Raw genomic sequence first — 2,698 nt, 5'->3', positions numbered from 1 at the left:
CTGGTTTACACTCTGGCTTTGTGAGATTAATCCAGTGCATTAACCAGTTCTCAGGATGGCTTCCTCATCCTGTGCCTCATCGATTTTCCTCCGCCTAGAGTGATGAAAGAGGGATAGACGCTTCCTTGACGCTTTTCTGCATCGTGATGTGTCAGTGATTGAACGCGATCTACCAGACGACTTCTTAGCTGTCTTTCCAGATGGTCGGGTTGCAAACAAGCAGATGGAATTAGAAAATGTCAGACACGCTGAGGTTGAATCATACACAACCGACGAGGTTCAGGTGCATTGGTATTCTGACACGGTTGCAGTAGTGAATTTCCGTATGATGCTGAATATGAAAGAGCGTGGGCAGAAACAAGTCAGGGACTTGCATGTTTACATCAAACGAGATGGAAAGTGGCAAATGATTACAGGACAAGTAACACCAATCCTACAACCTTGAGTGCAAAGGCTGCTTAGAAGTGCAGCACTGAATTCCTGTAGTAGTTCACGACCCCCTTCCCAGAATCTAGAAATAAAATGATTGGAGAATAGGCACGGGCTAATCGGGTCGAGGGACTGTAAATTAGATTGTGTCAAAGGTCAGAAATGAGATCTAATGAACTACTAGACCTAAGACACTCGTACTATGACTTTTCGACCTGAACTCCTCGATGAATTGCTCAAAGGCTATGAGAATCCTGAAGACCTGCTGGGGAGCGGAGGGATTCTCAAGCAGCTCACGGCTGCTTTGGTGGAACGCTGTTTGAATGCGGAAATGAAAACCTATCTGGAAGAGCAACAGGTGGAGCCTGAACGCGAAGACAAGCCAGTCCGTAACCGTCGCAACGGACACAGCCAGAAGACCATTAAAGGTGAGTTCGGGGAGGCTCAAATCAGTGTTCCCCGCGACCGCAACAGTGAGTTTGAGCCCATCATCGTCAAGAAGGGACAGATCCGCTTCGACGGCTTTGACGACAAGATCTTGTCCCTCTATGCCCGAGGCATGAGTACCCGTGATATCCAAGCTCAACTGCAAGACCTGTATGGCGTTGAAGTCTCAGCAGGGCTGATCTCTAACGTCACCGATGCGGTTGAAGCAGAGCGTAAAATCTGGCAAAATCGCGCCGTTGACCCGGTTTATCCCATCGTTTATTTTGATGCCATCGTGGTCAAAGTGAGACAAGACGGGCGGGTCATCAACAAAGCGATTCACCTGGCACTAGGTGTCAACTTGTCGGGCACCAAAGAACTCTTGGGAATGTGGATGACCCAGAACGAGTCTGCCAAGTTTTGGCTGCAGGTACTGACAGAACTGCAAAATAGAGGACTTCGGGACATCTTCATCGCCTGCTGTGATGGTCTCACAGGCTTTCCTGATGCCATTGAAGCGGTCTTTCCTAAAACCCAGGTGCAGTTATGCATTGTCCACATGGTTCGGAATTCGCTGAGCTACATGTCCTACAAAGACCGTAAGGCGGTTGCAGCAGACCTCAAGCTGATCTACACCGCCAGCACTGAAACCCAAGCAGAGCAGCGCTTAGTCGAGTTTGCCGAAAAGTGGGACAAGCAATATCCGACGATTAGCAAGTCCTGGCTCAATCACTGGCAAAGGATTATTCCCTTCTTTGCTTTCCCACCTGAGATTCGTAAAGCCATCTACACCACCAATGCTATTGAATCGATGAATATGACTCTCAGGAAGGTGATTAAAAACCACCGAGCTTTTCCAACCGATGAATCCGCCCTAAAAGTGGTCTATCTCGCAATTCAGAACGTTGCTAAAAAGTGGACGATGCCCATTCGTGACTGGAAACCTGCCCTCAATCGCTTCGCTATTGAGTTTGGCGTGCTCTTCGAGATACCCGGAGGGGGCACTATCAACTTAACCGGGAATATTTAAGATTAAGCACGTAATTCCCCTAATCGTCAGTCTCGCTCAAGTTTACGCAGCCTCTTTCACACAGGTGATTTCCCACCAATCGTCAAAGCGTTGGCGCAGTTGTTCTCGATATCGTTTCGCACTCAGTTCGTGTTGTTTGGGATGAAAGTGTGCGCGAATCGGGTCAAAAGTAGAAAGAAATCGTTGCGCTTGTCCTGGAGATTTGAAGCGTCGCATTCGTCGCTCCCGCACTCGGGTCGGTTGATGCGAGTTCTCGGCTCGATTGTTCAATCTCTTGTGCTGTCGATGCTCTACACTCGGCATCACCTGTTTGTTCGCCGCTTCGTAACTCTTCAGCTTGTCGCTCACCATTACCCGTGGCACAAAGCCCTGTTTCTTCAGCAGCTTGCGGAAGAACCGCTTCGCTGCCTCTGTGTCCCGATGACGTTGCAGTAAGACCTCCAGCACGTTTCCCTCACTATCCACTGCCCGCCACAGATAATATTGCTGTTTTTTGACCGTCACCACCATCTCATCGAGGTGCCATTTGTCGGTGACGTAAGAACGCTTGCGCCGCACCTGATTCGCGTATTGCTGCCCAAACTTCTGGCACCATTCCCGAATCGTTTCGTAGGTTACCTCAATGCCCCGATACAGCATCATTTCCTCGATATCTCGGTAGCTCAAAGGAAAGGTGTAATACAGCCAGACGCAATAACTAATACCAATTCTCTAAAGTTCAGCTACAGATAAGGCATCTAAAATAGACCGTCGCCCTACAATCGAGAAGATTACTTCTGGTGTTAAAGCATCAAGTCTCTCTTTCACCTGCTG

General features: G+C 48.8%; 2 protein-coding genes and 1 pseudogene. 2 read left to right on the top strand and 1 reads right to left on the bottom strand.

Going from position 1 to position 2,698, the window contains the following annotated elements; all coding sequences use genetic code 11:
* Positions 1-124: 124 nt before the first annotated feature.
* Positions 125-445: pseudogene (locus H6G00_RS00095) on the top strand (nuclear transport factor 2 family protein); the annotation flags it as partial.
* Positions 446-631: 186 nt separating this feature from the next.
* On the top strand, positions 632-1,885 hold the full coding sequence (locus tag H6G00_RS00090) for an IS256 family transposase (RefSeq protein ID WP_190795070.1): 1,254 nt from the start codon (positions 632-634) through the stop codon (positions 1,883-1,885).
* Between the two features lie 42 nt (positions 1,886-1,927).
* Here the strand turns inward: H6G00_RS00090 and H6G00_RS00085 are convergent, their stop codons facing one another.
* A complete protein-coding gene (locus tag H6G00_RS00085) occupies positions 1,928-2,593 on the bottom strand; it encodes an IS6 family transposase (protein ID WP_190795071.1) in 666 nt (221 codons plus the stop codon).
* Positions 2,594-2,698: the final 105 nt, after the last annotated feature.

Origin of the sequence: Leptolyngbya sp. FACHB-541 (genome assembly GCF_014695875.1) — a bacterium.
In the GTDB taxonomy this organism is placed as follows: domain Bacteria; phylum Cyanobacteriota; class Cyanobacteriia; order Elainellales; family Elainellaceae; genus JAAUTN01.
Note: the sequence above shows the minus strand (reverse complement) of the source record. Positions and strands in the feature narration are given on the sequence as shown.

Bases quoted from the DNA above. Each gene is read 5' to 3' on its own strand.
- H6G00_RS00090 (WP_190795070.1), top strand. From the start codon at position 632: ATGACTTTTCGACCTGAACTCCTCGATGAATTGCTCAAAGGCTATGAG.